Annotated in this window: 23 protein-coding genes and 2 tRNA genes; 10 read left to right on the top strand and 15 right to left on the bottom strand. The window is 46.7% G+C overall.

The features are described 5' to 3' along the window. The first annotated feature begins 139 nt into the window (after positions 1 to 139). The 3 genes from AB7E53_RS04640 to AB7E53_RS04630 are packed head-to-tail and all read left to right on the top strand — an operon-like array spanning position 140 to position 1,971. A complete protein-coding gene (locus AB7E53_RS04640; RefSeq protein ID WP_068180083.1) occupies positions 140 to 562 on the top strand; it encodes a VOC family protein in 423 nt (140 codons plus the stop codon). Between the two features lie 9 nt (positions 563 to 571). Next, the gene (locus tag AB7E53_RS04635) at positions 572 to 1,501 is read left to right on the top strand and encodes a helix-turn-helix transcriptional regulator (RefSeq protein ID WP_446774440.1); all 930 of its coding nucleotides are present in this window, start codon (positions 572 to 574) and stop codon (positions 1,499 to 1,501) included. Then, on the top strand, positions 1,498 to 1,971 hold the full coding sequence (locus tag AB7E53_RS04630) for an AraC family transcriptional regulator (RefSeq protein WP_446774438.1): 474 nt from the start codon (positions 1,498 to 1,500) through the stop codon (positions 1,969 to 1,971). The genes AB7E53_RS04635 and AB7E53_RS04630 overlap by 4 nt, the downstream gene beginning before the upstream one ends. A 429-nt stretch (positions 1,972 to 2,400) precedes the next feature. On the opposite strand, the gene AB7E53_RS04625 is transcribed toward AB7E53_RS04630, so the two are convergent. After that, positions 2,401 to 2,474, bottom strand: a tRNA-Asp gene (locus tag AB7E53_RS04625). 142 nt (positions 2,475 to 2,616) lie between these two features. On the opposite strand from AB7E53_RS04625, the gene AB7E53_RS04620 reads away from it, so the two are divergent. After that, complete coding sequence (locus AB7E53_RS04620; RefSeq protein ID WP_179400523.1) at positions 2,617 to 3,933, top strand: aminotransferase class I/II-fold pyridoxal phosphate-dependent enzyme; 1,317 nt, start codon at positions 2,617 to 2,619, stop codon at positions 3,931 to 3,933. Between the two features lie 117 nt (positions 3,934 to 4,050). Further along, the gene (locus tag AB7E53_RS04615) at positions 4,051 to 4,647 is read left to right on the top strand and encodes a YqgE/AlgH family protein (protein ID WP_446774436.1); all 597 of its coding nucleotides are present in this window, start codon (positions 4,051 to 4,053) and stop codon (positions 4,645 to 4,647) included. Positions 4,648 to 4,677: 30 nt separating this feature from the next. Here the strand turns inward: AB7E53_RS04615 and AB7E53_RS04610 are convergent, their stop codons facing one another. Genes AB7E53_RS04610 through recR form a run of 3 tightly spaced genes read right to left on the bottom strand, consistent with a single transcriptional unit; the run spans position 4,678 to position 7,040 of the window. Beyond that, positions 4,678 to 5,211: a GNAT family N-acetyltransferase gene (locus AB7E53_RS04610; protein WP_446774434.1), complete on the bottom strand. Its 534-nt coding sequence runs from the start codon at positions 5,209 to 5,211 to the stop codon at positions 4,678 to 4,680. Positions 5,212 to 5,231: 20 nt separating this feature from the next. Continuing rightward, complete coding sequence (locus AB7E53_RS04605; RefSeq protein WP_079683060.1) at positions 5,232 to 6,407, bottom strand: glycosyltransferase family 2 protein; 1,176 nt, start codon at positions 6,405 to 6,407, stop codon at positions 5,232 to 5,234. Between the two features lie 9 nt (positions 6,408 to 6,416). Then, positions 6,417 to 7,040 (bottom strand): recombination mediator RecR, encoded by a 624-nt coding sequence (recR, locus tag AB7E53_RS04600; protein WP_068180103.1) that lies wholly within the window; start codon positions 7,038 to 7,040, stop codon positions 6,417 to 6,419. A gap of 157 nt (positions 7,041 to 7,197) precedes the next feature. Between recR and AB7E53_RS04595 the strand changes: the two genes are divergently transcribed. Together AB7E53_RS04595 and AB7E53_RS04590 are read left to right on the top strand one after the other, a co-directional pair. Then, entirely contained in the window at positions 7,198 to 9,195 is a 1,998-nt protein-coding gene (locus AB7E53_RS04595) for an OPT family oligopeptide transporter (protein ID WP_371690037.1), read from the top strand. 12 nt (positions 9,196 to 9,207) lie between these two features. Beyond that, positions 9,208 to 10,521 carry a SpoIID/LytB domain-containing protein gene (locus AB7E53_RS04590; RefSeq protein WP_350455935.1) on the top strand — a complete coding sequence of 438 codons (1,314 nt, stop codon included), beginning with the start codon at positions 9,208 to 9,210 and terminating at the stop codon, positions 10,519 to 10,521. Between the two features lie 214 nt (positions 10,522 to 10,735). On the opposite strand, the gene AB7E53_RS04585 is transcribed toward AB7E53_RS04590, so the two are convergent. Next, a complete protein-coding gene (locus tag AB7E53_RS04585) occupies positions 10,736 to 11,449 on the bottom strand; it encodes a LytR/AlgR family response regulator transcription factor (protein WP_446774432.1) in 714 nt (237 codons plus the stop codon). A 102-nt stretch (positions 11,450 to 11,551) separates the two neighbouring features. Beyond that, on the bottom strand, positions 11,552 to 12,616 hold the full coding sequence (locus AB7E53_RS04580) for a sensor histidine kinase (RefSeq protein ID WP_446774430.1): 1,065 nt from the start codon (positions 12,614 to 12,616) through the stop codon (positions 11,552 to 11,554). A gap of 74 nt (positions 12,617 to 12,690) precedes the next feature. On the opposite strand from AB7E53_RS04580, the gene AB7E53_RS04575 reads away from it, so the two are divergent. Continuing rightward, complete coding sequence (locus AB7E53_RS04575) at positions 12,691 to 14,163, top strand: sodium:solute symporter (RefSeq protein ID WP_446774428.1); 1,473 nt, start codon at positions 12,691 to 12,693, stop codon at positions 14,161 to 14,163. Next, entirely contained in the window at positions 14,153 to 14,749 is a 597-nt protein-coding gene (gene yihA / locus AB7E53_RS04570; RefSeq protein WP_371689217.1) for a ribosome biogenesis GTP-binding protein YihA/YsxC, read from the top strand. The genes AB7E53_RS04575 and yihA overlap by 11 nt, the downstream gene beginning before the upstream one ends. A gap of 163 nt (positions 14,750 to 14,912) precedes the next feature. Here the strand turns inward: yihA and AB7E53_RS04565 are convergent, their stop codons facing one another. From AB7E53_RS04565 to tamL, 3 genes are all read right to left on the bottom strand, one after another. After that, on the bottom strand, positions 14,913 to 15,512 hold the full coding sequence (locus AB7E53_RS04565; protein WP_139376592.1) for a hypothetical protein: 600 nt from the start codon (positions 15,510 to 15,512) through the stop codon (positions 14,913 to 14,915). A gap of 321 nt (positions 15,513 to 15,833) precedes the next feature. Continuing rightward, positions 15,834 to 15,907, bottom strand: a tRNA-Arg gene (locus AB7E53_RS04560). Positions 15,908 to 15,981: 74 nt separating this feature from the next. Then, positions 15,982 to 18,324, bottom strand: a complete 2,343-nt coding sequence (gene tamL / locus AB7E53_RS04555; RefSeq protein WP_446774426.1) for a translocation and assembly module lipoprotein TamL — start codon at positions 18,322 to 18,324, stop codon at positions 15,982 to 15,984. A 75-nt stretch (positions 18,325 to 18,399) separates the two neighbouring features. Here tamL and AB7E53_RS04550 point away from each other — a divergent pair, with 75 nt between their 5' ends. Then, positions 18,400 to 19,170: an RNA methyltransferase gene (locus tag AB7E53_RS04550; protein ID WP_371689941.1), complete on the top strand. Its 771-nt coding sequence runs from the start codon at positions 18,400 to 18,402 to the stop codon at positions 19,168 to 19,170. On the opposite strand, the gene AB7E53_RS04545 is transcribed toward AB7E53_RS04550, so the two are convergent. The 6 genes from AB7E53_RS04545 to AB7E53_RS04520 form a co-directional block, all read right to left on the bottom strand. After that, complete coding sequence (locus tag AB7E53_RS04545; protein WP_446774424.1) at positions 19,084 to 19,554, bottom strand: hypothetical protein; 471 nt, start codon at positions 19,552 to 19,554, stop codon at positions 19,084 to 19,086. The two genes, AB7E53_RS04550 and AB7E53_RS04545, sit on opposite strands and share 87 nt — an antisense overlap. Before the next feature lie 5 nt (positions 19,555 to 19,559). Continuing rightward, positions 19,560 to 20,462, bottom strand: coding sequence for a DUF4296 domain-containing protein (locus AB7E53_RS04540; protein ID WP_446774422.1), 903 nt, complete (start codon positions 20,460 to 20,462; stop codon positions 19,560 to 19,562). Further along, positions 20,455 to 21,090, bottom strand: a complete 636-nt coding sequence (locus AB7E53_RS04535; RefSeq protein WP_068180130.1) for a lipoprotein signal peptidase — start codon at positions 21,088 to 21,090, stop codon at positions 20,455 to 20,457. The genes AB7E53_RS04540 and AB7E53_RS04535 overlap by 8 nt, the downstream gene beginning before the upstream one ends. Positions 21,091 to 21,192: 102 nt before the next feature. Then, positions 21,193 to 21,573 (bottom strand): TraR/DksA family transcriptional regulator, encoded by a 381-nt coding sequence (locus AB7E53_RS04530; protein WP_068180132.1) that lies wholly within the window; start codon positions 21,571 to 21,573, stop codon positions 21,193 to 21,195. A 116-nt stretch (positions 21,574 to 21,689) separates the two neighbouring features. After that, on the bottom strand, positions 21,690 to 25,112 hold the full coding sequence (gene ileS / locus AB7E53_RS04525) for an isoleucine--tRNA ligase (RefSeq protein WP_446774421.1): 3,423 nt from the start codon (positions 25,110 to 25,112) through the stop codon (positions 21,690 to 21,692). Between the two features lie 199 nt (positions 25,113 to 25,311). Next, positions 25,312 to 25,665 carry a thioredoxin domain-containing protein gene (locus tag AB7E53_RS04520; protein WP_068180137.1) on the bottom strand — a complete coding sequence of 118 codons (354 nt, stop codon included), beginning with the start codon at positions 25,663 to 25,665 and terminating at the stop codon, positions 25,312 to 25,314. Positions 25,666 to 25,771 lie beyond the last annotated feature (106 nt).

Below are 25,771 nucleotides of genomic sequence, written 5' to 3'. Positions count from 1 at the left end.
ATTGCATATAAGTTGTGCATAATTGAGCTGTATATTAATAGTTTGATCACCATTAAAATACTAATAATCAATGATATGCACAACTTATTTCCTGACATTTTTTAGTGAATTAATTCCGCCAACGGGTATATCAAACATTATGAAACTAACATCTTACCTCGTTTTCAATGGTCAGGCCGAAGAGGCTGCTAACTTCTATGCCGATGTGCTGGGAGGAAAAATCGATAACCTTTACCGCTACGAGTCTATGCCTCCCACACCTGAAATGCCGGTGCCAGAAGAGTGCAAACAAATGATTCTGCATTGTTGCATCGCTTTCCCCGGAGGGTCTATGGCCATGGCCGACTCGTTGCCGCACGATAAGCGCAACTTCGGTAACCGGGGACATATGCTTACGCTGGCATGCGACTCCACCGCCCAGACCGAAGAGGTGTATGCCAAACTCACACAGGGTGCACAGAAGATAGAATGTCCTCTTACAGAAACCTTTTTTGCCAAACAATATGCCGAGGTAATCGATCGTTACGGCGTGCTTTGGGCAATAATGTATTCCGAAGAATAATTCGCAGCCATGAACCGACTCGACCGCATATCGGCATTACTCGTACAGTTACAGTCGCGCCCCGTTGTAAGGGCGTCCGAAATGGCCCAACGTTTCGGGGTAAGCTTACGCACCATTTACCGTGATATGCATACCCTCACGGAAGCTGGAGTGCCAATATGCGGCGATTCGGGGATCGGTTACTCTTTGGTTGATGGCTATAAATTGCCCTCGCTTATGTTCACGAAGGAAGAGGCGATGGCTTTTCTAACTGCCGAAAAAATTATTGAGCAAATCACCGATACCCAGAACAGCATATATTTCCGTCAGGGAATGGATAAGATCAGAGCGGCATTGAGGACAGTCGACAAAAATTATATTCACGAAATGGGTGATGCCATCACAGTATATAAAAGCCGCAATGCACGGGAAAGTTTACCCAATCTCTTGCAGATAATTTTGAGCAGCATTAACGATAAACTGATCATTGAGATTGATTACACCAATGCCGACGAGAATAAGAGCAGGAGATTGCTGGAAGCGGTTGGCGTTACGTATTCCTATCCCAACTGGTATCTATCAGCCTGGTGCCATTTAAGAGAAGAATACCGGATGTTCAGGATCGACCGCATAGAAAATATCGAGACGAAAACGGATAAGCATACCAAGATTCATCCGCCATTGGAGTCGCTGCTTGGGGCAGATGATGCCCAGTGCCTTACAGAGGTTGTATTGCATACAAGCAAAGAGGTATCCAGATATAATGCCGACAGATGTTATTTTATGGGGCTGACCGGCGAGAAAGAGCTTGCCGACGGACAAATAGAGCAAACCTATATGGCGTATTCGCTCGAACCTCTGGCAAGATGGGTATTGGCTAATACGGATACAACAACCGTGATCAGTCCGATTGAAGTAAAAAATATTATCAGACAAATCATTAAAAAATTAGACTTATGAAGATAAATAGTTCAGAGATTAAAAATCTAAATCCCATCAACACCATAGCAATTTCACACATCGGAGCTTATGCTGGTATTGCAGGCGCATTTGAGAAACTTGCCGCATGGGCGGGTGCAAACAACCTTTGGGCTGCCTCCCCCAGAATGGCAGGCGTATATCATGACGATCCGATGAAAACTCCGGCTGAAAAACTACGCTCGGATGCATGTCTGGAAGATATCTCCGGAATTGAACCTGGCGAAGGAATGAAGCACTATACGATAAGCGGAGGCAAGTATTTTGTGATGCAGGTGGAAGTAACCATGTCCGAATACGGAGAAGCGTGGAAAAAAGCAGATGAGGCTTTTCTTGAAAAGGGATATGAAAATGACATGCGTGATCATTATGAACTATACCTGGGCTGTGCAGGAGATACTCAGGATGCCGATGCTCCCTGGATAGTAGAGATATGCATCCCGGTGAAATAATCGGCGAAATACAATTAACTGAAGTAAATAGAATGAGTATATTTACTTCAGTTATTGAGTAAATTATAGTATATATCTGAAAGACCCTATTTTAAGAAAGTTGCAAGTAGATTTAAAGAAACCGAAAGTTTATTTCGAGCCTTGTTTAGGTATATACGGCAGTTTGAGCCGGCAACTATTCATTTTCTTGTATTTTAACCTCAGAATGTTTTATTGATCCATGATGGCTCAAAAACTAACTACGCAAAACACTGACAATCAGAGTAAAATAAGTCAATCTGTGTGAGCAAAAACAGCTTTCAAAAAGTCCCACGTATAAGCCACGTGAAGACTGTACTAAACTGCTATTGTTTGCCTAAGTGAGGAAAAAGAAAAAGCCCTGTAATCATTGAATTACAGAGCTTTACTTTATTTTGCTTCTTTCGAAAGCGGTCCGGACGGGACTCGAACCCGCGACCCCATGCGTGACAGGCATGTATTCTAACCAACTGAACTACCGAACCATTTTTTGTTTTTGTGTTGCACTTTCTCTCAAATGCGATGCAAAGATAGGGGCTTTTTTTGAATTCGCAATACTTTGAAAGACTTTTTTTAAATCTAACAATTATTTTTTTTACTTTTGCAGGAAACATTAAATGATTAAGCATGAAAAATACGCCTGTTGATTACCAAACCGCACGTAAAGTGATTGAAGGATACGGGTTGCCCGACTTTGGTAAAGCTACTATACGTGAGGTGGTTGCCATTTCCAATCAATTGGAACAACTTACTAAAACAGAATTTATTCATATGGAGATGGGGGTTCCGGGACTACCGGCCGCCAAAGTAGGTGTAGAAGCAGAAATTAAAGCGCTTCAGGCAGGTGCTGCCTCCATATACCCTAATATAAATGGTTTGCCCGAGCTTAAAGAGGAGGCTTCGCGATTTATTAAGGCTTTTATAAATATTGATGTGGCTGCCGAAGGGTGTGTGCCTGTTACCGGTTCCATGCAGGGTACATACGCCTCTTTCCTGGTAAGCGGACAATGCACACCGGGCAAGGATACCATCTTGTTTATTGATCCGGGATTTCCGGTGCAGAAGCAACAGATTGCGGTGATGGGCTATAAGTATGAATCGTTCGACGTGTACGAATGCCGCGGCAAGAAGTTACGCGAGGTGCTGGAGTCGTACCTGAGTAAAGGGAACATTGCTTCGATGATCTATTCGAATCCAAACAATCCGGCCTGGTTCTGTCTTACAGAGGAAGAGCTGCAGATCATTGGCGAAATGGCCAATAAGTATGATGTGATCGTGATTGAAGATCTGGCCTACTTTGCCATGGATTTCCGCAAACCCCTCGGGGTGCCTTTCGAGGCTCCTTATCAGGCTACGGTAGCACGCTATACGGATAATTATGTTTTACAGATCTCTGGGTCCAAAGCATTCAGCTATGCAGGTCAGCGTATCGGTGTAACCGCTATATCCAATAAATTATATCATCGCTCCTACCCCGGACTTACCCAGCGTTACGGAGGTGGTACCTTTGGTACGGTATACATACACAGGGTGCTTTATGCGCTGTCGTCCGGTACAAGTCACTCGGCTCAGTATGCGTTGGCGGCTATGTTTAAAGCAGCATCCGACGGCTCCTTCGATTTTGTGTCCGACGTGAAAGAGTATGGCAGAAGGGCGGCCAAGCTTAAAAAGATCTTTACCGATTATGGTTTTACCATTGTATATGATCAGGATTTGTCCGAACCGATTGCCGATGGTTTCTATTTTACAATCGGGTATCCGGGTATGACCGGCTCCGAATTGATGGAAGAACTTATGTATTACGGAATCAGTGCAATTTCGTTAAGTACAACGGGCAGTAATCAGCAGGGATTGAGGGCTTGCACTTCGTTCATCAAGGATCATCAATATGCTCTGCTTGAAGAGCGTTTGAAAATATTCAAAGCCAATCGTGCTCATAATTAACTATTTACCGGCATACCTTAACACTTCTTTAACAGGTATGCCGGTGTAATATATTTGTTTCGTCCAACTTTTTGTTTTATATTGTCGCTGTTTTTCTAACCAAACGACTTCACAGGTATGGCACAATATAACAACATATTCAAGATTACTCACAACAACGTACTTCCTGAAAAGGGGCATATACTGATCTCGGAACCTTTCCTGCAGGATGCTTACTTTCAGCGTTCGGTTGTTTTATTGGTGGAGCACGATAAAAAGGGCTCCATGGGCTTCGTGCTGAATAAAAAGCTGGAAATGAAGCTGAACAGGGTGATTCCTGAGTTTGAGAACCTGCCGGATATCCCGGTTTATTTAGGGGGACCGGTGGCTTCGGACCGTTTATTCTTTATCCATTCTTTAGGTGATGCGCTTATTCCCGAAGCAGTGGAATTCAGTAAAGGGCTTTATATGGGTGGCGACTTTGATGCGTTGAAGCGTTACATTCTGGCTGGTCACAAGCTGGAGGGCAAGATAAAGTTCTTTTTAGGGTACTCGGGGTGGACAGAGAATCAGCTGAGTGCCGAGATTAGCCAGGATTCATGGGTGGTTGGCGAATCGTCCTGCAACAAGGTAATGCTTGCGGAGGACGAGTCTTTCTGGAAAACTTCATTATCCGGACTGGGTGGGCGCTACAAAACTTGGACCAATTTCCCCAAGGATCCTTTTCTTAATTAGTCACCTCACCGGCGGATAAGTTATCCGCCGTTAATTCGTTTCCGCAAACACGTATTGCATCAGGTATACATCGGCAAATCCGTCCGGTGTACTGATCCATTGCACCAATCGTCCGGCTATCTTAAAGCCGGCAAGAGTGAACAGCTTAACGCTGGGTTCATTGTTTACGGGCACATGGGCATACACCTGTTTGAGTTTAAGAAAGGAGAAGGCGTAGGATAGCACAAGCGACAAGGCCTCGCCGGCATATCCCTTACGACGGTAGGCCGGGTCTACCAACACCCCTATTCCGCAACGGCGGTGATGCGGATCTACGTCGAACAGATCGATGGTACCCACAGCCTGGCCGGTCTGCCGCGGTTGAATCATGAGGCGAAGCTGGCCGGTGGTATAAATATCCTGGTGCGCACTGGCTATGTACTCCTTCAGCACATAACGTGAAAAGGGTGTCAGGGTGTTGCCGTGTTGCCACAATGAGGCATCATTCTCCCAACGATAGAGCACGTCAAGGTCTTCGGGCTCGAGGGCCCTCAGGATGATTCGTTCGTTTTCCAATAGCTTCATATCCAACCTGTTTTTATCTGTTATTTTTTACCGGGCGAGACCAGCACGCCGCTCTTTTTGTTGTAGATATGATAGGTAATATGCTTGTCGGGCATCTTATCCATCAACAGCAGGAGTTGTTCAAATCGTACATCATTGTAACAGAAGGCGATGTCTGTAAATCCCTTCATCCGGTTACTTCGGTTGATACAGTCCATCACCCGGTGCTCGTCGAGGTTCCAGTGATTTACGAATTCGAGGTTCGGTATCTGTTTCAAACAGGCGGTCCGCACAGTTTCGAGCGACATTTCACTGCTCAGAATAAGCAGACGCCTGCGGGATGACTTTGTTTTCTTGTTGGCCGACGTATGAAACACCAGGTCCAGCAGCGCCCGGAACCACACGGCCAGGCGAATCAGAAGGGAGAACAGCTTTCCAGCTCCGGAATAATGCTTCCGGTAAAAGATGAGCATGGCTCCGTAGAATATCTTTACATATTTAATGTTGCCCTTGCTGGTACTTTCGCCTTTGTAATGCAGGATTCGTTCGGGCATGTAATAATTCTTGTATCCGGCCAATTTAAGACGGTACGAAAGATCGATATCCTCGCCGTACATAAAGAAATCTTCGTCCAGCAGTCCGGCTTTATCCAACGCCTCCTTCCGGATCAGCATAAAAGCACCGGCCAGCACATCTACCTTGTGGCGGGCATCGGGATTGAGATACGGCAGACTGTACTTGGCAAAGCGTGGATTTTTGGGAAACAATTTAGAAAGACCGAACATTTTGCAGAACGATACCCAGGGTGTGGGAAAGCTGCGCTTGGATTCAGGCAGAAAAACACCGTTTCCATCTATCATTTTAACGCCCAGAGCACCGGCCTTGGGTTTCTCTTCTAGGAAATAACACAAAGAACGTATACTGTCTTCACCAATAACGGTATCGGGGTTAAGTAGCAGGATATATTTTCCCTTAGCCAGGCGGATGGCCTGGTTGTTGGCTTTGGCAAAGCCGGGGTTGTCGCTGTTTTCGATAAAGGTAACCTCGGGGAAATTGGGTTTGAGGTAGGCCACCGATCCGTCGGTGGAGTTATTGTCTACCACAAAGACTTCGGCTTCCATGCCCTGCAGGGCGGCACGAAGGGAATAGAGGCATTGTTCCAAAAAATATTTTACATTGTAATTTACTATTACAACCGATAGTGTTATCTCTTCCATGTTTTGTTTTTAGATTTTGATAGAATCGTTAAAGCTTGTACGGTTAACGATAGACCGTCCCAGCGTGATCTCGTCGGCATACTCGATCTCGTCGCCGATGGAAACTCCCCGGGCTATCACAGATACGTTGATCTGGTAGGGCGACAATTTGCGGTAGATAAAGAAGTTGGTGGTATCGCCTTCCATGGTGGTACTCAGCGCCATGACCACCTCCTTTACATCACCGGCTGCCACACGGTCTACCAGACTGGCTATCTGCAGATCGCCGGGACCAATTCCTTCGATGGGCGAAATAATGCCGCCCAACACATGGTACACACCGCGAAACTGACCGGTGTTTTCGATAGCCATCACCTCTTTGATGTTCTCCACCACGCAGACCAGGGAATGATCCCGTTGCGGATCGGCACAGATACCGCACATCTCGTCGTCACAGATATTATGGCATACCTTGCAATACTTCACCTCTTTACGCAGGCTCAACAGAGCCGAAGCGAATCCTTCGGCATAGGCTACATCGCGCCGTAAGATATAGAGAGCCAGACGCAAAGCGGTCTTCCGCCCCACTCCCGGCAAACTTGACAATTCATTTACTGCATTTTCGAGTAACGCAGATGGATATTTCTGATTCATTTATTTCTGGTTGTACGCTACAAATATACGCGAAATATAAACGGAATACAAAAGGTAGGTGGCTGAACTGTTGTCTCATTAGAAATAAAAACTTAGCTTTGTGTCCGGCTTTCGGATGTATCCGCCGGCTAATGTTAATCGACTAAAATAAGATACCGTGAGTAAAGTAGATGAAGAAAAAGTAAGCGGATTACCAGAGAACGCTTACCGTGAATTAAAAGAGGGGGAAACTTACACTCCCCTTATGTCGCCAACTAAATCGTACAGGGAAGTTACCCCGTGGTCTGTGCTTTGGGGTGTGCTGATGGCTGTACTGTTCAGTGCTGCCGCCGCTTACCTGGGACTAAAGGTGGGCCAGGTGTTTGAAGCCGCCATTCCCATTGCCATTATCGCCGTGGGATTGTCCGGAGCCTTCAAACGCAAAAACGCACTGGGCGAAAACGTGATTATCCAGTCAATCGGAGCCAGCAGCGGCGTGGTGGTGGCAGGTGCCATCTTTACCTTACCGGCTTTGTATATCCTGCAGGACAAATATCCCGAAATAAGCGTAAACTTCTTCGAAGTGTTTATGAGCTCGTTGTTGGGAGGTGTGTTGGGTATCCTGCTGCTCATTCCGTTCCGTAAATATTTTGTATCAGAAATGCATGGTAAATATCCCTTTCCAGAAGCTACGGCAACAACCCAGGTGCTCGTATCGGGCGAAAAGGGGGGCAACCAGGCCAAACCGCTTATCTTTGCGGGTATTATCGGTGGGGTGTACGACTTCATTGTAGCCACCTTTGGTTGGTGGAGCGAATCCATCAGCACCCGCATTGTAGGTATCGGCGAAATGGTGGCCGATAAATTCAAGGTGGTGATGAAGGTTAACACCGGAGCTGCCGTACTGGGACTTGGATACATTATCGGTTTAAAATATTCGATGATTATCTGTGCCGGATCATTTCTGGTGTGGCTAGTGATTATCCCGTTGCTGTCGGCCCTGTTCGGTTCGGAGGTTCTTACCTTTGGCAACGCAGCCATCACTGCCACAGTAGGCAGTATGAGTGCCGAACAGATTTTCACTACCTATGCGCGCCATATCGGTATCGGGGGTATTGCCACCGCCGGGGTTATCGGTATCATCAAATCGTGGTCCATCATTAAGAGTGCTGTAGGCCTTGCCGGCAAAGAGCTGAAGGGTAAAAATACGCAGACTGCCGATACGATTCGTACCCAGCGCGACCTGCCCATGAAGATTATTGCCATCGGCACCATCCTTACGCTGATTGTAACCTTTATATTTTTCTATTTCGGAGTAGTGGGCAACCTGTTCCATGCGCTGATCGGACTTCTTGTAGTGGGTATTATCGCATTCCTGTTTACCACCGTGGCAGCCAATGCCATTGCCATTGTGGGTACCAATCCGGTATCGGGTATGACGCTGATGACGCTTATTCTGGCTTCCATCGTTATGGTGGCGGTTGGACTGAAAGGGGCTGCCGGAATGGTTTCCGCACTTATCATCGGAGGTGTGGTTTGTACAGCGCTTTCCATGGCTGGAGGTTTTATTACCGACCTTAAAATAGGTTACTGGCTGGGTACTACCCCTGCCAAACAACAGGGTTGGAAGTTTTTAGGCACTTTGGTATCGGCTGCCACCGTGGGTGGTGTTATACTTATCCTGAACCAGACTTACGGCTTTACAAGCGGTCAGCTTGCCGCTCCGCAGGCCAACGCCATGGCTGCGGTTATCGAACCGCTGATGTCCGGCGCGGGTGCTCCGTGGGTATTGTATGCCATCGGTGCTGTGCTGGCTATCGTGCTTAATTTCTGCAAGATTCCTGCGCTGGCTTTTGCTCTGGGTATGTTTATCCCTCTAGACCTCAATACACCGCTGCTGATTGGTGGTGCCATAAACTGGTACGTAGGAAGCCGGTCGAAAGACAAAGAACTTAACGCAGCTCGTCTGGAAAAAGGAACGTTGCTTGCTTCCGGATTCATCGCCGGAGGTGCTTTAATGGGTGTGATAAGTGCCGCATTGCGTTTTACGGGTGTAAACCTGGTAAACGAAACCTGGCTTGAGGGTAACCTGGCCGAGGTATTGGCTGTTGTAATGTATATTTTATTAATCGCCTATCTTGCCGTAAGTTCGCTGCGTGCCAGAAAAGAGGCCTAATATCCGATAGATATGGAAGCTCCATCAGTAAGGGTCGGGATTCTGACCGAAAAAGCTGTCAGTTTTGTATTCAACGCCGAGTACGTAAATGCCGAAACCGGGGCATTGGTAAGCGGCGAACAACGTGCCTTGCTAATAGACAATCACATTGTTTATAACGGCAAATTATACAAGGAATTGTTTTTTGATTCGGTAGACCCCAATGCTTCGTTCGACATCAAGGCGGTTACCATCGGTGTTAATTTCCATTGGGAACGTAAGGAGGACCAGCGTTTCCGCGGGGCATTACTTCTGCTGGCCAGCAAAGAGGGAATCATAACCATCAATCAGGTGGATGTGGAAGAGTACCTTACCAGTGTGATCTCGTCCGAGATGAGTGCCACGGCTTCCAAGGAGCTTCTGAAGGCGCATGCTGTTATCTCGCGCAGCTGGCTGCTTGCCCAGATCGAAAAGAATACCCTGATAAAGGGTTCTGATAAGAAATACCAGACCTGTTACCGCGACGAGAACGAACTGGTGCGTTGGTACGACCGCGAAGATCACGACCTGTTCGATGTCTGTGCAGACGACCACTGTCAGCGGTACCAGGGAATCACCCGTGCTTCTACACCCATCGTTGAAGAGGTGATTAAAGAGACACGCGGGGAGATTCTATCCAACGGCGACCGGATTTGCGATGCGCGCTTCTCCAAATGTTGCGGGGGCGTTACCGAAACATTCGAACATTGCTGGGAACCCGAGCCTCACCCCTACCTTGCCGTATTGCGTGACAGCACGGAAACGGAGTATCCGGATCTGAGCATCGAGGAAGAGGCCGAAAAGTGGATACGTACTTCGCCGGAGGCTTTTTGCAATACAACGGACAAAGAGATTCTGAGTCAGGTGCTGAACAACTACGACCAGGAAACGGCCGACTTCTACCGCTGGAAGGTAACCTATACACAATCTTATCTTTCGGATCTGATACACAGAAGAAGCGGCATGGACTTCGGACAAATACTGGATATGATACCCGTATCGCGTGGCACATCCGGACGTATAGAGAAACTGAAGATTGTGGGAACACGTAAAACATTTACCATCGGTAAGGAGTTGGAAATTCGTCGCACACTATCGGAATCACACCTGTACAGCTCTGCTTTTGTGGTGGACAAAGAGGAGGTGAAACTGGATGTACCGCAACGGTTTGTACTTACAGGAGCCGGCTGGGGACACGGAGTGGGTCTTTGCCAGATCGGTGCTGCAGTTATGGGGGCGAAAGGATACGACTACCGGGAGATTCTTACACACTATTTTCCCGGAGCCAACCTCAATAAGAGATATTGATTCAATAAAAAGATTGATATAACGTACCTACACAAAAGAGGGCATCCCGAAGGGTGCCCTCTTTTTTAATGTTTACCTATTTTTCTGGTTTGATGAACAAACCAGTTTGCCTGGACTCTCGCGAGCTAAATGCGATACAAAGTAACCACATTCCGTTCAATGAGAAAAGTTAAAATAGATAAAAGACAATAAAGTATGGATAAAGAGGCAGATTCTATCGGTAAAGACGTTTTGTAACTTCATTTAGATAGGAAGATCCGATAGGTAATGACTCTTTTCCAATCGTAATCCGTTCGTTGCTTTTACTTTCTATCTTATCCATGGCAACGATAAAAGAACGATGGATACGTATAAATTGCTGCTCGGGAAGCTTCTCCATCACATTCTTCATGCTCAGGAGAGTCATCACCTTCTTCGTAGTGGTATGAATCCGGATATAGTCTTCGCAACCTTCTATATAGAGTATATCGCTAAAGTTGATTTTCACATCCTTGTAGTTGGACTTTACGAACATATAGTCGGGCACTTTCTTCTCTTCCGTCTGAATCCCTTCCTGGGCTGCCTGGGAGAGTTCCAGGTAATCCCTCACCCTGTTTACGGCAGTAAGGAAGCGGTCGAACGAGATCGGCTTAAGCAGGTAATCCATGGCGTTCAGATTGAACCCTTCCACAGCATACGAGCTGTAAGCCGTAGTAAAAACAACCTTCGGAGGGTTGGTAAGGGTACGCACCAGCTCAATTCCCGTAATATCGGGCATCTGGATATCCACAAACAACAAATCCACCGGATGCTTTCGCAGATGCTCCATGGCAAGAAACGGGTCGGTATACTGCCCCTCAAGAACAAGATAAGGAACCCGGGCAATCAAAGACGATAGTACGTCCAGCGCCAGAGGCTCGTCATCAACAATAATGCATGCTATCTTCATAGAATCCATATTTAGTAATTACAACTATCTATACCCTCAAGTTCAGCTCCGGATCCGTTTACCGGGATTCTGACGCTTGGGTGTGAAGCATCTTAATCCCTGCTATTCAGGTCCTAGTGTGGGCTCCAAAGGGTACTGTTCTCCCTTCAGTTTAATCTCGAGGTGTACGTTATAGCTGTTGTCTTTTTCCTCTATTTTCAATTTATGCCGTTTAGGGTAAAGTAATTGCAACCGCCGTGTGGTATTGGCAATACCGATACCTTCGCCGGAAACCCCTACCGGTTCCGATTTAAACTTCTTGTTGTGCATCTCGAACAAAAGCCGGTCTTCTTCCACAAACAAATACAACGATATGGGAGACGTTTCATGACTGCTTACCCCATACTTAAAGGCATTCTCTATAAACGGAATGAGGAGAAGGGGGGCGATCTGTGCCGATGTACAATCGCCTTTGATGCAAACATCCAGCTCCAGCTTGTCGGTAGACCGTAACTTCTGTAGTTCAATATACTGTTCGATGTATTCAATCTCTTTTTCGAGGGGTACAAAATCGCTTTTCGCATCACTCAGCACGTAGCGCATCATGGTGGACAGGCGGAGAATGGCGGTGGAAGTATTTTCCGAGTTCTTCAGTGAAAGAGCGTAGATGGTGTTGAGTGTATTGAACAGAAAATGCGGATTGATCTGCGTCTTCAACGACCTGAGCTCCGTAAGCGTACGCCGGTATTCCATCTCCCTGTTACGTTGCTCGGCTCTGAGCCACTCCTGCACACTGCGCATGCCCAGACTGATTCCAAGGATTATAATACCCACAAAGCCCAACCAGTGATTTATGATTTTAGGATTGCCGAATCGTCCGTGATATTTGATACCAAAGAAGAAGTCGAGTACAACCGGAAAGAAAAGGAACAAGCAGAATATAAGTACCGAAGAAATAATATACAACCCCTTACGCTGCTTACCTAACAGATTGGGAACCAGCACCAGATAGTTGAGATAAAAGATACAAAAAATCAGAATATCTTCGGGAATGATGGTTCTGTAAAAGCTGATATCATCGAAAATGGTGGGGAATTTACCCCAGCTGGGAAGCAAAATAATCTGCAGAATAAACAAGGCCAGCCAAATCATAAGCTGTATGACTACGTTGAGGTGTTGTTTCTTCATAACCGGTGTGATTGATTTCCTCAAAGATAGTAAAAGTATTTTATTACCTTTGCATCCATTCAAAAAATACCGTAATGAACAGTTACATTATTTTACTTATCATTGCCGCCTATTTCGGCCTGCTGCTGCTGATCGCCTCCATTACGGGGAAAAAGGGATCGGGCAACGAGGCCTTTTTCCTGGGCAACCGCAAATCTCCCTGGTACATCGTTGCCCTGGGTATGATAGGTACTTCTATATCCGGCGTTACCTTCGTATCGGTTCCGGGGATGGTAAGGGGAATGGATATGACCTACATGCAGATGGTTTTCGGGTTTTTCTTTGGTTATATCATCGTAGCCAAAGTACTGCTCCCGCTTTACTACCGACTGAATCTTACCTCCATATACACCTATCTAGAGAGCCGGATGGGCAACAGAGCTTACAAAACCGGCGCCTCTTTCTTTTTGCTTTCTAAAACAATAGGGGCCGCCGCCCGATTGTATCTGGTGGTGCTTATCTTACAGACCTACGTGTTTGCCGCCTGGAACATCCCCTTTGGGGTTACCGTGGCCGGCAGCATCCTGCTGATATGGCTCTATACCTACAGAGGTGGGGTGAAGACAATCATCTGGACCGATACCCTGCAGACCATCTGCTTTATCGCCATGCTGATCGTCATTATCTGGCAGGTGAAGGATGTGATGCATACAGACAGTCGTGGCCTGATACAGACGCTGATTGACAGTCCGCATTTCCGTATCTTCGAATTCTCCGACTGGCACAGCACCCAGCACTTTGTAAAGCAGTTTCTGAGCGGCATATTCATTGTGATAGTTATGACGGGCTTGGACCAGGACATGATGCAGAAAAATCTGTCTTGCAAAACCCTGAAAGAATCGCAGAAAAACATGTACTGGTACGGCTTTGCCTTTACGCCTGTAAACTTTCTGTTCCTCTCGCTGGGCGTGTTGCTGCTCACTCTGGCCGGCAGGCTTAACATAGCTCTGCCAGCTCTTAACGACGACATACTGCCCATGTACTGCACATCGGGTATATTGGGTGAAAGTATTCTTATCTTCTTCACCATAGGGATCATTGCAGCGGCCTTTTCCAGTGCGGATTCGGCCCTAACAGCCCTCACCACCACCTTCTGTGTGGATATTCTGGGCATTCATAAGGAGGAGGCTCAAAAGGCAAAAAAGACACGATTGAAAGTTCATTTACTTATTTCTGTGTTATTTGCCCTGATTATTATTATCTTTAAGGCCATAAACAACCGAAGCGTGATTGATGCCATCTACGTGATTGCATCGTATACCTACGGCCCCCTGCTGGGATTGTTTTCGTTCGGGCTGTTTACCAGGATGGTTCCCCGCGACAAGCTGGTTCCCTATATATGTATCGCTTCGCCGGTTATTTGTTATGTGGCGGACAAGCTTGTATTCGCCTATACCGGATACCGGTTCGGATACGAGATTTTAATGATAAACGGGCTGCTTACCTTTATGGGATTATGGCTCACAACAAGTAAAACAAAAAATAACATACACGATAATGGAAATTAAAAGTGCTGAATTTGTAGTAAGTAATACCGATGTAAGGAAATGTCCGGAAAGCAAAATGCCCGAATATGCCTTTATCGGGCGGTCTAATGTAGGCAAATCGTCTCTCATCAACATGATAACAGGGAAGAAAGGGCTGGCTATGACCTCCTCCAAACCGGGTAAGACTCAGCTTATCAACCACTTCATCATCAACGATTCGTGGTATCTGGTGGACCTTCCGGGCTATGGTTATGCCCAACGGGGTAAAGAGGGACGCGAGAACATCCGCAGAATCATCGAAGACTATATCCTGGAGCGCGAACAGCTCACTAACCTGTTTGTTTTACTGGACTGCCGACTCGAAGCACAGAAAATCGACCTCGAGTTTATGGAGTGGTTGGGTGAGAATGGAATTCCTTTTTCCATTGTTTTCACCAAAATAGACAAGCTGGGCGGAGGCAAGCTGCGTGAAAACCTGAATGCCTACACCAAGAAGCTGCTCGAAAGCTGGGAAGAGCTCCCTCCTATCCTGCTTACCTCGTCAGAAAAGAAAGAGGGTAAAGAGGAATTGCTCAACTACATCGACGAGATTACAAAGAGTCTCTGATATTGGAGACGCTGATTAGAACAAATCTATTCAATAAGTCTCTGATATTGCATAATACCAAATATAAAAGTCCCGGCAGGAATCCGAATTCCTACCGGGACTTTCTATTTATTCATCCACACGTTTCAGGGTGTATTTTTTAGACTACCGTCTTTGCGATAAATCAGAATACTTCAAAGTCGATTGTGTAATTTACGCCGGGATTTGTTTTAGACGGAATGCCTTCGTAATAGATAAACGCACTTTCAAACTCACCTGTTCCGGTGTAGTTGATCTTTAATCTCGAAGGAGTCATCTCCGTATCGATGTTGGCATCCTTAAACATTGCGTCTGTTTCCTGGGGGCAGGTACCTTTACGCAAATACACCAGAGTAAGCAGCTTAAGATCCTCCAAAGGAATACCTTTACCAACTTCGGGCTTGAATTTACCGAGACCATCTATCGTAAACTCTTTTCCCGTAAAACTAAAACGCAACTTCACGTCGTCGTAACCTCCAACAGGCTGAACTCCGGCTTCATTACGTATAATTCCGGTTGTAACAACCGAAGTACAGTGATTGTACTTAATAAAATAGTCCCATATCTTTTGCTCTTCACCCGACAAGGTTGAATACACAGCTACCGAACTATCATCATCCGAAACAACATCTTCCGATGTACACGAAAGGGTAAGAAAGGGGACAAGTAGAATGAGTGACTTTGCATTGCGTGAAACACGATGCAACATCTCCCCCCCGAAAAAACTCAGGATCTTTTCAAACATAAGCAGAACGTTAAAAATAATTAATGAAATTCTAAACCACGTGCAAAACTAAACTAAATATTTTAATACAAAAATAAATGGCTGCAAAAACTAATAACGTGAGATCATTATTATTCAAATTAATATTACAAGCTCTTATAGTTGCCATTTTAGTGTAAGTTATTTGTAAGTTATAGTGAGCTATTTGTGAGCAGAAGTGCAAATAGTCGTATAATTCGAGTGTATTTAAGTGCGTTTAAATTATCCAGTTTTGCGTATAAACAAAGAGAACCGATAATTTAACTGCTTAATTTACAGTTTATTATCAGTTCTCTATTTCAGTGATCAGGATGGGATTCGAACCCATGACCCACAGCTTAGAAGGCTGTTGCTCTATCCAGCTGAGCTACCCGACCATCCTTGTTTGCTGTATTGCGGTGCAAAGGTAACGCTTTTATTGGAATAACCAAATGGATTAGGCACTTTTTTATCAGAAAGGATACCCTACAGCAAAGTGCCAGGCAAAGTTATTGGTAAAATTGGGTTTCAATATGGCCCATCGCTCCTTACCTGTCTCCTGCGGATTGTATGCCTTAAATCCTGTATCAAAACGGATTAGGAAGAAATCGAAATCCACACGCAATCCCAAACCATAAGAAAGTGCAATCTCTTTATAAAATCTGGAAAAATCGAAATTTCCTTTGTCCTGGAACGAATACGGACGGATTGTCCAGATATTTCCAGCATCTACAAAGGCTGCCATCTCAAATTTCCAGAAGAGTTTACTTCGATACTCCACACTCAAATCCAACCGCACGTCGCCAGACTGGTTGAAGAAGGAGGTAGAATCGGTTACAGCCATGCTACCCGGACCTAACCGGCGCACCGACCATCCGCGAACACTGTTGGCACCTCCGGAGAAGTAGCGACGCTCGAAAGGAAGCATCTCCGCATTGCCGTAGGGAAACCCTACCCCCGCACCGATACGGTAAGCGATGGAGTTACGCTCGTCCAGCACGATGCTCTTACTGAAATCGAAGTCGGCCTTCACAAACTGGGCATAATTAATGCCAAACAGATTATAGATGCCATTCTCGTCCTTGCTGGCCTTGGTAAGCTTGGACAATCCGTAAAGCATGTTACCGGCCAACTCCACCGAAGCCCGCAGCGAATGGGTGTTGCGTTGTTTAAACAACGGGTTGTAATTGGTAAACGAATAGGTGTACCCCGATCCCATTATAAACTGGTCGGAATAATTGTATAGTCGGGTCGACTCGGGAAGCGAGTCTTTAAAGGCCTGGTTGATGCGTGGCAGATACATATAATCCACATCCAGCAGTTTGAATACGTGACGTCCCTGACTATTGGCCCGCTCCTGCCATATATAGCTCCACCCTCCGGATAAAAGGGTACGGCTGTATTCCGGACGGGTCTGATAGTTGTAACTCACCTTCAGCTCCGAGCTGGCACGTAGTTTACGTCGCATATCGTAACCTACAAAAGGAAACAGGAATTCGGGGAAGGTGATGGAGGCCTCTCCACCATATTCGAAATAATCCTGGGCAAAGCCACCGGAAAGAGACTCGTAGGCACCGCGCACCTTGGCAGAGAACACCTCTGCCCCTTTAAACAAGTTCCGGTGCTGGTAATTCAAGCTGGTGGCAAACCCAAAGTCGCCCGCCGAGTTGGTACCCTCCAGGTCCACCCCTACTGATTGCGGTTTGGCCGGTGTGGTAAGAATGGTACAATTGAGCTTCATCGTATCGTTTTCCAGAAACTCCGAAAAGCGGATATTTACATTCTTAAGCGCCCGCAAGGCAGAGAACGATGCATACGTCTGCTCCACCGTACGTTCGTTATACAACATTCCGGGTGTGATGTAAACATTTTTACGCAACACGGAGGGACGGATCACACGCCCGTCTGTTCCGTACAGGACAGCCATATTACCTATCTTCACCGTATCCTTGGGTCCGGAGGTAACTGAGGCATCCTGGTTGATAGGATCGTAATCGGTCTCCACGAAGACATCATTTATGTAATACCGGCTGTGAGGCATCGAAATAACCTCTCCCGAAGCCGTTTTCTGAAGAATCGGATTTACCTGCAGACTCAGATCTACCACCTGCTTATTGAAGGCACTGTCGGCTTTATACGAAATATAATCGCGGTTGAAGGCAAAATACCCCCTTCGGCGCAGCAGCGACGTAAGGCGCTGACGCTCGGCATCCAGTACATCGCGGTCAAACAGACTCCCCTCCTTCACCAACGGAGTAAAATCTTCGGGAACGGCACGGAACGGAGAGGCAAACCGCGGACGGCGGGGCTGTTGCATATGGGCAATACGGTTAATGGTCGTATCGCTTATATCCATGCTATAGTTACGGATACGGTACGGCTCGTGGGTGATAACCTCGTACTTCACCACAGCTTTCTTGCTTTTACTGGTATCAATCGAGGCATCCACCCGGGCATGCACATATCCTTTGTTCACAAAATAACGTCTGAGCTCCTCTTCCGACTGATCCACCAGCACGGTATCCAGCAACACTGGTGCCTCGCCGAAGCGACGTAATAATTTATTTACCCATTTATCGTCTTTTCCGGCCCAGTTATATACGTGCAGAGGCCATTTAAGCAGACCAAACACCTTGAAATTTGGCTGCTGTGCAAGGTACGAACTAAGGTTCGCACTTTTAAAATCTTCATTATCTGATACAATCTCCACTTTATCGAGCAGGTAATCACCCTCCTTAACATGCCTTGTAGTACTACAACCTGTAAGATAGAGGCAAAAACCCATCGCAAAGAGGACACGAAACAATCCCTTCATTCTGCTACCTTTTAAGCTACAAATGTACTTGATTTAAATTATTTCCTGTACATTTGTTTTGTAAAAAGAAAAAAGATGCTGAGTAAGTCGAAAGTCAAGTATATCCGCTCCCTCGAGATGAAGAAATACCGCAACGAGTACCAAACGTTTGTGGCAGAAGGAAACAAAATGGTGTCCGACATGATGGGTGCATTCCCGTGCGAACTGATTATCGCCAAACCCTCGTGGATGGCCACTCAGGGAAACATCCCCGCAAAGGAATTGCTGGAGGCCGACGATGACGACCTGCGTAAAGCCAGTTTCCTTAAAACGCCCCAGGATGTACTGGCCGTATTCAAACAACCGGAATACAGACTGGAAGATGTTTGTCCGTCGCAATCCCTCGTACTCGCCCTCGACGGCGTACAAGACCCGGGCAACCTGGGTACCATCATACGGATGGCCGACTGGTTCGGGATAGAGCACATTGTCTGCAGTATGGATACGGTAGACGTATACAGTCCCAAGGTAGTACAAGCCACCATGGGCGCCCTGTGCCATGTACAGGTACATTATACCGACTTGGAAGCCTATCTTAAACAGCAGACAGCACCGCTTTACGGCACCTTTCTGGATGGAGAAAACATGTATACGAAGCAGTTTGGAGGCAGCAACGGCATCCTGGTGATGGGAAACGAAGGCAAGGGAATCCGTCCGGGTATCGAGGCTCTAATCAACGAAAAGCTCTACATCCCCAACTTCCCCGAAGGAAGAGAAACCTCAGAGTCGCTCAACGTAGCGATTGCCACCGCTGTTGTTTGCGCCGAATTCCGCCGCAGACAGACGTATGCCCCTGATCAGAAATAAAGAAACGGGCTTACCTTGTACAGGTAGATAAGTAGCTGGCTGCTCGTTATTGATCCCATCCTGATCCAATATAGAACTTTCAAGGAAAGCTGGCAGCTCACCCACTGTGGGTACAGCCAAAGTGTCGATAAGGACTTTCAGCATCTCCGGCACGCTGGCATCGGGCATCTGTTGGTGGATGGCAGTCAGCCTGCTCCACACATCCGCTACCTCCCAACCCAAGGCAGCAGGTACCACCCAGATAACACCGTTAAGGAAAGAGGTGCCGGCCAGCTCCTTTTCCAAAGGGAATACCCCATTCAGAACGGACCCGCACGTCACCTCCACATAATGCAGTCTGTCTACAGACCGGCAAGCAATATAATTTGCAGCAAATCTTTTCACGGAAATCAATTAACCGGACTCTTGGCAAGCTTGGGGCTCACACGCAAGGGTCTCTTTTTAAGCATCGAATCAGAATGCATGGAATCGGTATGTACGGAATCGGCCTGCGTGCTTTTTACAACTACAGTATCCGCAGGAAGCTCCTGTGGAGTTATCACCTCCGTACCGTAATTGTACTTCATCAGAGTCAGACTGTCAACATACACCTTATGCACACGGGTATCGGGAGTAAGCATCCGGATGTAGCCGTACACCTGCTGCACCTGTCGGGCCGGCAGCGACCGAAGCACCACCTGATGGTATCCGTCGCGGGTAATCGTCCTGACTACATTCACCGTAGTATCCAGCTGCACCACACTCAGTCTTATTTCGGGATAATGCTTCATCCCGTTATGAATTCCCCACACATTGAGGCCCAGCACAAATGTACTGCCCGATCCGTAGGGAACCTCGGGCTTTATCTGGTACGACACAAGCCCACCCTGTACACCTTCGAAGGTGATAAACGGACGGCGTGGCCATATATTCAACGAATCACGTTCGGTAGCAGGACCGGCATTGGCCTGAACATCGCCCAATGCTTTGGTGCGGCTGTCTATTTCGGCCAGCACACCGTCGTACACCTCCATGTAGATTTTCAGATTCTTTCCATACCATACGATGGAACTGTCGTATACAGCCTGGGTGGTATTATGTTTACGGAAAACCGACTCGTAAAGCGCCTGCTTGGAAGCATCCTCTTTATATTTCAGGTAATCCGTACCAATCATGGCCTCGGCAAGGTATACGTCCACCATAACCGCCTGCATCTCCTTCTCTTTCAGAATGCCCTCGGGCACTTTGCTGCAAGCAATTAAAGCCAACGATGTAAGAAAAGCAAAACTATATCTTGAAAGTTTACTACGCATGCGTTTCTGTAGCTTTTGTTTCTTTTGCAAGACTTTCGGACAAGGTATGACGATAAAATATCAGCAACACAAATACACCTACACAAATCGCCGAATCAGCCAGGTTGAAGATAGGACGGAAAAACACAAACTCCTCTCCACCCCATACAGGCACCCATTCGGGCATTACGGTCTGCACAATAGGGAAATAAAACATATCCACAACCTTTCCGTGCAGCCAGGTCTCGTAACCTCCTCCGGCGGGCATAAAGGTGGCAACCTGACCATAACTATGGTCGAACACCACTCCGTAAAAGATTGAATCGATAATATTCCCCATGGCTCCGGCCCAGATCAGCGCGATACAGGCAATAAAACGGAAGCTATAGTTTTTCTTTACCAATCCATACAGATAATAGCCAATAAAACCAACAGCAATGATCCGGAATACGGAAAGGAAAAGTTTACCAATCACCTCGATGCCGAAAGCCATACCCGGATTTTCGGTGAAGTAAAGATAAAACCACTTTGTAATTTCAATACTTTCATGCAATTGCATGTGCGTTTTAATCCAGATCTTAAGCGCCTGATCGGCAGTTAGCAGAATCAAAATAATCAGCACTGCGCCCCACCCTTTGGAATACTTCATTGTTTGTTTATAATTACCTGTTTCGCAAAAAACAATTCGACAAACTTGCAAAACAATCTGTCTGCCTGCTTGCCGAATTGTGAATTATCTCTTAAAATTCAATCACCGTACGCCGCCCTGTTTTGCTTCGATGCTTAATGTAGCATGCGGTACAGCACGTAATCTCTCTTTAGGAATCAATTTACCGGTTTCGCGGCAAATACCATACGTTTTGTTTTCGATACGGATCAGGGCAGCCTGCAGACTTTGAATAAACTTCATCTGACGTTGTGCCAATCTGCCGGCCTCTTCTTTTGAAAGCGTAGCAGCCCCCTCTTCCAACACTTTAAATGTAGGAGAAGTATCGGCAACATCGTTACCGTCCGAGTTTGTAACCCCCGAGCGTAACAACTCATAATCTTTCTTCGCGATGTCTAACTTATCGAGTATAATTGCTTTGAACTCCTCAAGTTCTGCATCCGAATATCTAGTCTTTTCTGCCATGGTTCATTAATTTATGGTTCAACAATACTATTATTTTCTTTCACCCTGTAACAGCTCAAATATACGTAAAATATTATTTGCTGCAACAAAAGTGATATGCTAATTTACTTATTATTTCAAGCCCTCTCAACTTTTACAGTTAATTTGAATTCTTCGAAATCAAGTTCGGTTCCATCGCTCACCACATCTGCAATCTCAATAGATTCGGCAAGTACCTGACCGGCAATGTATGAGCTGTAGGCGCGGATGGCCGGATCCATGTCTTCGGACGATAAAACGGCGATCGTGATCTTGTCTGTTATATCGAAACCGCTTGACTTACGGATGTTCTGAATCCGGTTTACCAGCTCGCGGGCCAAACCTTCCAGACGAAGTTCTTCGGTAACGGTAATGTCCAGGGCAACCGTCAGACGACCCTCGTTGGCCACCAGCCAGCCCGGAATATCTTCCGAAATCACCTCTACGTCGGCCAACTCCACAACGGCCTGCTGACCATCGATATCGAAGGCAAAACTTCCCGTAGCTTCAAACTGCTGGATGTTTTCCTGCGTCATACCCTGGATTGCTGCAGCCAGCTGCTTCATCACCTTTCCGTAACGCGGACCTAACTTCTTGAAATCAGGTTTGATACGTTTCACCAGAATACCGGCGGCATTATCCACAAAGGTAAGCTCCTTCACATTCACCTCGTTCAGAATCAGGTTCTTCACCAATTCGATTGCCGCCTGCTGATGGGCATCGGCCACCGGAACCATGATAGCCTGCAGCGGCTGACGAACCTTGATGTTCACCTTTCTGCGCAAAGCCAATACCATAGACGAGATAGACTGTGCCAGCTGCATACGCTCTTCCAGGTCTTTGTCTACCCACGCCTCGTTGCAAACAGGGAAGTCGGCCAGGTGAACAGACTCGGATTTATCGCGGCCCGTTACGGCAATCAAGTCTGTAAACAGCTGATCCGCATAGAACGGAGCGATAGGCGCCATCAACTTGGCAACCGTTTCCAGACAGATATACAACGTCTGGTATGCCGAAAGCTTATCGGTAGTCATTCCCCCACCCCAGAAACGGCGGCGGTTCAAACGTACGTACCAGTTGCTCAGGTTGTCGTTTACAAAATCGGATATGGCGCGACCGGCACGTGTAGGCTCGTATGTATCATAGAAACCATCCACATCCTTTACCAGCGAATTGAGCAGCGACAAAATCCAGCGGTCAATTTCCGGACGTTCCTCCATGGGTACGTCGGCATCCTTGTAATCGAACCCGTCCACGTTGGCATACAGCACAAAGAACGAGTACGTATTATACAATGTACCGAAGAATTTGCGGCGCACCTCTTCGATGCCCTCCACATCAAACTTAATATTATCCCACGGCGAGGCGTTGGTAATCATATACCAGCGAAGCGGGTCCGAACCGTACTGTTCGATAGTTTCGAACGGATCCACCGCATTGCCAAGCCGCTTAGACATCTTGTTACCATTCTTATCCAACACCAGACCGTTAGACACTACAGCCTTGTAAGCCACACTGTCGAACACCATGGTCGCAATCGCATGCAAGGTAAAGAACCAACCACGGGTCTGGTCCACACCCTCTGCGATAAAGTCGGCCGGATACACAAAACCCTTATCCAGCGCATCCTTGTTCTCGAACGGATAATGAATCTGCGCATAAGGCATCGCACCCGAGTCGAACCAAACATCAATCAGGTCCGTTTCACGTTTCATAGGCTTACCCTCGCAATTGCTTACCAGGATAATATCATCTACATACGGACGGTGCAAATCTATCTTATCGTAATTCTCCTTATCGTATTGACCCGGAACGAAACCCTTATACGGGTTGCTTTCCATGAAGCCCGCCTTCACAGACTTCTCTATCTCATTGTAAAGCTCTTCCACCGAACCGATGCACTTCTCTTCCGTGCCATCCTCTGTACGCCAGATAGGCAGCGGAGTACCCCAGTAGCGGCTTCTGCTTAAGTTCCAGTCCTGCAGATTTTCCAGCCACTTGCCAAAACGGCCCGTACCGGTGCTCTGCGGTTTCCAGTTAATTGTATTATTCAGTTCGATCATCCGTTCGCGGCAAGCGGTAGTCTTGATAAACCAGCTATCCAGCGGATAATACAAAACAGGCTTATCTGTACGCCAGCAATGCGGATAATTGTGAATATGTTTTTCGATACGGAACACACGGTTCTGCTGTTTCAGCATCACACTGAGGTCGATATCCAGGGTAGCATCCGCATCCGTAAGCTCCGGATCGTAGGCATTCTTAACGAAACGACCGGCATAGATAGCATACAGCTCCTTGTCCATCTGGCCATCGATAAAGTCCAGATCCAGCTCTTCAAGCAGATAGAATTTACCCGTCAGATCCACCATCGGACGCTGGTTACCCTCTTTGTCCACCATCATCAACGGAGGCACCCCGTTGGCCTTAGCCACACGATCGTCGTCCGCACCAAAGGTAGGCGCGATATGAACGATACCCGTACCATCCTCAGTAGTAACAAAATCGCCTGTAATCACACGGAAAGCACCTTCACCCGGATTCACCCAGGGAACAAGCTGCTCGTATTTCATACCAGCCAGTTCGGTACCCTTCCACTCACCCACAATCTGGTAAGGAATCAGCTTATCGCCCACCTTGTAATCGGCCAGGGCAATTCCCTCTGCCTTCACATTAAAGTAAGCAGCCACCAGATCCTTAGCCAAAACAGCCGTCATCGGCATACCCGTATACGGATTGTAAGACTGAACAGCCACGTAGGTTACGTTCGGTCCCACACACAAAGCCGTATTGGATGGCAAGGTCCACGGAGTGGTTGTCCACGCCAGGAAGAAAGCCTCGCCAAAGGCCGCCATCTCCGGTTTCGGATCAATTATCTTAAACTGAGCCGTACAGGTTGTATCCTTTACATCCTTGTAGCAGCCCGGCTGATTCAGCTCGTGGGTACTCAAGCCCGTACCGGCAGCCGGCGAATAAGGCTGAATGGTATACCCCTTGTAAAGCATCTCCTGTTTGTAGAGCTCCTTCAGCAGATACCATAAAGTCTCGATATAGCGGTTATCGTAGGTGATATACGGATCATCCATATCCACCCAGTAACCCATCTTGTTGGTAAGATCTTCCCACTCTTTGGTAAACTTCATCACATCCTTGCGGCATGCGGCGTTGTACTCGGCTACAGTAATCTTCTTTCCAATATCTTCCTTGGTGATACCCAAAGCCTTTTCCACACCCAGTTCTACGGGCAGACCATGTGTATCCCAACCTGCCTTACGTTTCACCTGAAAACCCTTCATGGTTTTGTAACGGCAGAAAATATCTTTTATAGAACGAGCAATAACGTGGTGAATACCCGGCATTCCGTTTGCAGAGGGCGGACCTTCATAAAATACAAATGAAGGGGCACCTTCCCGGATTTCAAGACTCTTGTGAAAGATATCGCCTTCGGCCCATCTTTTCAACACCTCTTTGTTCACACCCGACAAGTCAAACTTTGAATATTCAGCAAATTTTTTACTCATATCTATTTATTTATTCTTGCAATTCTAAAATTGCCGCAAAGGTAATTTTTTTATTTAAAGTTTGCAATAAAAAAACAACCCCGTTTGCACCCGATATTCACCATTTTAGATAATAATATTAAAAAAAGGAGCTTACCGTATTACAGTGTAATAGGGTAAGCCATGTTCTTTAAACGATCCGGCGCATCCGGATAAACCATTAAAGCAACTCTTTTTCTATAATATTTTTAAGTTCCAGTTTTGAAACCGTTCCCAGCATCTGTTTGTAAGAACCATCGGCGCGGCACAACAGCAAAGTAGGCACCGTACGGATGTTGTAAGCCTCTTCCAGCTTGGGCTCCTTATCAAGGTCCACCTTGTAAAAATCCACCTTTCCGGCAAATTCCTTTTTCAGGTCGTCCAGAATCGGGTTCAGGTTTTTGCAATAGACACACCAGGTAGTATAAAAATCCACCAGACAAGGCCTTTCACCCTTGAAACTCCATTTATCAACGTTCTTATAATCGCCCACCTTCTGTACATAGTCGGCAGTAGTTAAATGCGGTACACTCATATCGTTTCCAATTAGTTTGAAATAATACTATAACTATTCAAGCACCCGATTGGTTCAACGGCTCCTCAAACTTCTTACACAAGCCATCCTGAAACCAGCAATGCAG

The organism is Macellibacteroides sp. (assembly GCF_050251695.1).
GTDB classification, from domain to species: Bacteria; Bacteroidota; Bacteroidia; order Bacteroidales; family Tannerellaceae; genus Macellibacteroides; species Macellibacteroides fermentans.
The sequence above is the reverse complement of the archived record's forward strand: the minus strand, read 5'-3'. Positions and strand labels throughout refer to the sequence as shown.

Excerpts from the sequence above, each read along its gene's own strand:
- AB7E53_RS04520 (WP_068180137.1), bottom strand. The coding sequence starts at position 25,665 with ATGAGTGTACCGCATTTAACTACTGCCGACTATGTACAGAAGGTGGGC.
- AB7E53_RS04610 (WP_446774434.1), bottom strand. The coding sequence starts at position 5,211 with ATGAAGCTATTGGAAAACGAACGAATCATCCTGAGGGCCCTCGAGCCC.
- AB7E53_RS04535 (WP_068180130.1), bottom strand. The coding sequence starts at position 21,090 with ATGAAGTATTCCAAAGGGTGGGGCGCAGTGCTGATTATTTTGATTCTG.
- AB7E53_RS04580 (WP_446774430.1), bottom strand. The coding sequence starts at position 12,616 with ATGAAGAAACAACACCTCAACGTAGTCATACAGCTTATGATTTGGCTG.
- AB7E53_RS04575 (WP_446774428.1), top strand. The coding sequence starts at position 12,691 with ATGAACAGTTACATTATTTTACTTATCATTGCCGCCTATTTCGGCCTG.
- recR (WP_068180103.1), bottom strand. The coding sequence starts at position 7,040 with ATGAATCAGAAATATCCATCTGCGTTACTCGAAAATGCAGTAAATGAA.
- AB7E53_RS04620 (WP_179400523.1), top strand. The coding sequence starts at position 2,617 with ATGAAAAATACGCCTGTTGATTACCAAACCGCACGTAAAGTGATTGAA.
- AB7E53_RS04615 (WP_446774436.1), top strand. The coding sequence starts at position 4,051 with ATGGCACAATATAACAACATATTCAAGATTACTCACAACAACGTACTT.
- AB7E53_RS04635 (WP_446774440.1), top strand. The coding sequence starts at position 572 with ATGAACCGACTCGACCGCATATCGGCATTACTCGTACAGTTACAGTCG.
- tamL (WP_446774426.1), bottom strand. The coding sequence starts at position 18,324 with ATGAAGGGATTGTTTCGTGTCCTCTTTGCGATGGGTTTTTGCCTCTAT.
- AB7E53_RS04605 (WP_079683060.1), bottom strand. The coding sequence starts at position 6,407 with ATGGAAGAGATAACACTATCGGTTGTAATAGTAAATTACAATGTAAAA.
- AB7E53_RS04540 (WP_446774422.1), bottom strand. The coding sequence starts at position 20,462 with ATGCGTAGTAAACTTTCAAGATATAGTTTTGCTTTTCTTACATCGTTG.
- AB7E53_RS04550 (WP_371689941.1), top strand. The coding sequence starts at position 18,400 with ATGCTGAGTAAGTCGAAAGTCAAGTATATCCGCTCCCTCGAGATGAAG.
- AB7E53_RS04565 (WP_139376592.1), bottom strand. The coding sequence starts at position 15,512 with ATGTTTGAAAAGATCCTGAGTTTTTTCGGGGGGGAGATGTTGCATCGT.
- AB7E53_RS04630 (WP_446774438.1), top strand. The coding sequence starts at position 1,498 with ATGAAGATAAATAGTTCAGAGATTAAAAATCTAAATCCCATCAACACC.
- AB7E53_RS04585 (WP_446774432.1), bottom strand. The coding sequence starts at position 11,449 with ATGAAGATAGCATGCATTATTGTTGATGACGAGCCTCTGGCGCTGGAC.
- AB7E53_RS04590 (WP_350455935.1), top strand. The coding sequence starts at position 9,208 with ATGGAAGCTCCATCAGTAAGGGTCGGGATTCTGACCGAAAAAGCTGTC.
- ileS (WP_446774421.1), bottom strand. The coding sequence starts at position 25,112 with ATGAGTAAAAAATTTGCTGAATATTCAAAGTTTGACTTGTCGGGTGTG.
- AB7E53_RS04640 (WP_068180083.1), top strand. The coding sequence starts at position 140 with ATGAAACTAACATCTTACCTCGTTTTCAATGGTCAGGCCGAAGAGGCT.
- yihA (WP_371689217.1), top strand. The coding sequence starts at position 14,153 with ATGGAAATTAAAAGTGCTGAATTTGTAGTAAGTAATACCGATGTAAGG.
- AB7E53_RS04530 (WP_068180132.1), bottom strand. The coding sequence starts at position 21,573 with ATGGCAGAAAAGACTAGATATTCGGATGCAGAACTTGAGGAGTTCAAA.